Raw genomic sequence first — 2500 nt, 5'->3', positions numbered from 1 at the left:
AACACTTACTGGAGGGCCGAACCCATAACTGTTGCAATAGTTCGGGATGACTTGTGGCTAGGGGTGAAAGGCCAATCAAACTCGGAAATAGCTGGTTCTCCGCGAAATCTATTTAGGTAGAGCGTCGACCGAATACCCCAGGGGGTAGAGCACTGGATGGGCTAGGGGTCCTCACCGGATTACCAAACCTAACCAAACTCCGAATACCTGGGAGTACTAGTCGGCAGACACACGGCGGGTGCTAACGTCCGTCGTGAAAAGGGAAACAACCCTGACCTACAGCTAAGGTCCCCAAGTTATGGCTAAGTGGGAAAGGATGTGAGGATCCCAAAACAACCAGGATGTTGGCTTAGAAGCAGCCATCATTTAAAGAAAGCGTAACAGCTCACTGGTCTAAATAAGGGTCTTTGCGCCGAAAATGTAACGGGGCTAAAGCCATACACCGAAGCTTAGGGTTCGTGAGCAATCACGAGCGGTAGCGGAGCGTTCTGTAAGCTGATGAAGCCGTACCCGTGAGGGGCGGTGGAGGTATCAGAAGTGCGAATGCTGACATGAGTAACGTAAGGGGAGTGAGAGACTCCCCCGCCGAAAGACCAAGGGTTCCTGCTTAAAGTTAATCTGAGCAGGGTTAGCCGGCCCCTAAGACGAGGCGGAAACGCGTAGTCGATGGGAACCACGTTAATATTCGTGGGCCTGGAGGTAGTGACGGATCACACAAGTTGTCCAATCTTATCGGATTGAACGGGCAGCGGAGTGGTTCCAGGAAATAGCTCCTCCTTATAGACCGTACCCGAAACCGACACTGGTGGTCAGGTAGAGTATACCAAGGCGCTTGAGAGAACTATGCTGAAGGAACTCGGCAAATTGCACGCGTAACTTCGGAAGAAGCGTGACCCTTTTCTGCGCAAGCAGGGGAGGGTGGCACAGACCAGGGGGTAGCGACTGTTTATCAAAAACACAGGGCTCTGCGAAGCCGCAAGGCGACGTATAGGGTCTGACGCCTGCCCGGTGCTGGAAGGTTAAGAGGAGGGGTGCAAGCTCTGAATCGAAGCCCCAGTAAACGGCGGCCGTAACTATAACGGTCCTAAGGTAGCGAAATTCCTTGTCGGGTAAGTTCCGACCTGCACGAATGGCGTAACGACTTCCCCGCTGTCTCCAGCATAGACTCAGTGAAATTGAATTCCCCGTGAAGATGCGGGGTTCCTGCGGTTAGACGGAAAGACCCCGTGCACCTTTACTATAGCTTTACATTGGCATTCGTAGTGGCATGTGTAGGATAGGTGGTAGGCTTTGAAGCCTGGGCGCCAGCTCAGGTGGAGCCACCCTTGAAATACCACCCTTATCACTATGGATGTCTAACCGCGGCCCGTTATCCGGGTCCGGGACAATGTATGGTGGGTAGTTTGACTGGGGCGGTCGCCTCCTAAAGAGTAACGGAGGCGCGCGATGGTGGGCTCAGAACGGTCGGAAATCGTTCGCTGAGTGCAATGGCATAAGCCTGCCTGACTGCGAGACTGACAAGTCGAGCAGAGACGAAAGTCGGTCATAGTGATCCGGTGGTCCCGCGTGGAAGGGCCATCGCTCAACGGATAAAAGGTACGCCGGGGATAACAGGCTGATGACCCCCAAGAGTCCATATCGACGGGGTTGTTTGGCACCTCGATGTCGACTCATCGCATCCTGGGGCTGGAGCAGGTCCCAAGGGTATGGCTGTTCGCCATTTAAAGCGGTACGTGAGTTGGGTTCAGAACGTCGTGAGACAGTTCGGTCCCTATCTGCCGTGGGTGTAGGAATATTGAAAGGATCTGTCCCTAGTACGAGAGGACCGGGATGGACGGATCTCTGGTGGACCTGTTGTGGCGCCAGCCGCATTGCAGGGTAGCTATATCCGGACGGGATAACCGCTGAAGGCATCTAAGCGGGAAACCCACCTTGAAACGAGTATTCCCTGAGAACCGTGGAAGACGACCACGTTGATAGGCCGGGTGTGGAAGAGCGGCAACGCTTGAAGCTTACCGGTACTAATAGTTCGATAGGCTTGATCGTTCTCATTACTTATATCCATCAGGGCGCAATCCGAAGGATTGTCGCCATAAGTCGGATGGTCTACCAGCGCTCACGCATGAGCGGCCCCTTCGGGGCCAAAGCTTAAGCGAGGGCGCCGGACGACCGGCGACGCGCAGTCGCGCTTGCGGGCTTCGCCCGTAGGCAAAACGCAGACGTCGCCTGGCACAAAACGCGACGATCCCTCGGATCGCGCTTGAACAGCTTCTCGATTTGAACGTGCGTTTTGCCGACCTGGTGGTTATGGCGGAGCGGCTGCACCCGATCCCATTCCGAACTCGGCCGTGAAACGCTCCAGCGCTGATGGTACTTCGTCTCAAGACGCGGGAGAGTAGGTCGCTGCCAGGTCTGCAAAGCGCACGTTCGCCTCACATCCGGATCAGAAGGATCCGGGTGGAGCTAAATCTTCTCTCCACGATTGTTGTGGTGCATGTCG

Annotated in this window: 2 rRNA genes (1 of these 2 cut by a window edge); both read left to right on the top strand. The window is 55.1% G+C overall.

From position 1 onward, the window contains the following. Nucleotides 1-2046: ribosomal RNA gene (locus tag FJW06_RS02555) — 23S ribosomal RNA — on the top strand (it extends 754 nt beyond the left edge of the window). 251 nt (nucleotides 2047-2297) lie between these two features. After that, nucleotides 2298-2412: ribosomal RNA gene (rrf, locus tag FJW06_RS02550) — 5S ribosomal RNA — on the top strand. The last annotated feature ends 88 nt before the right edge of the window (nucleotides 2413-2500 follow it).

It is taken from the genome of Mesorhizobium sp. B4-1-3, from assembly GCF_006439355.1.
Lineage (GTDB): Bacteria > Pseudomonadota > Alphaproteobacteria > Rhizobiales > Rhizobiaceae > Mesorhizobium.
The sequence above is the reverse complement of the archived record's forward strand: the minus strand, read 5'-3'. Positions and strand labels throughout refer to the sequence as shown.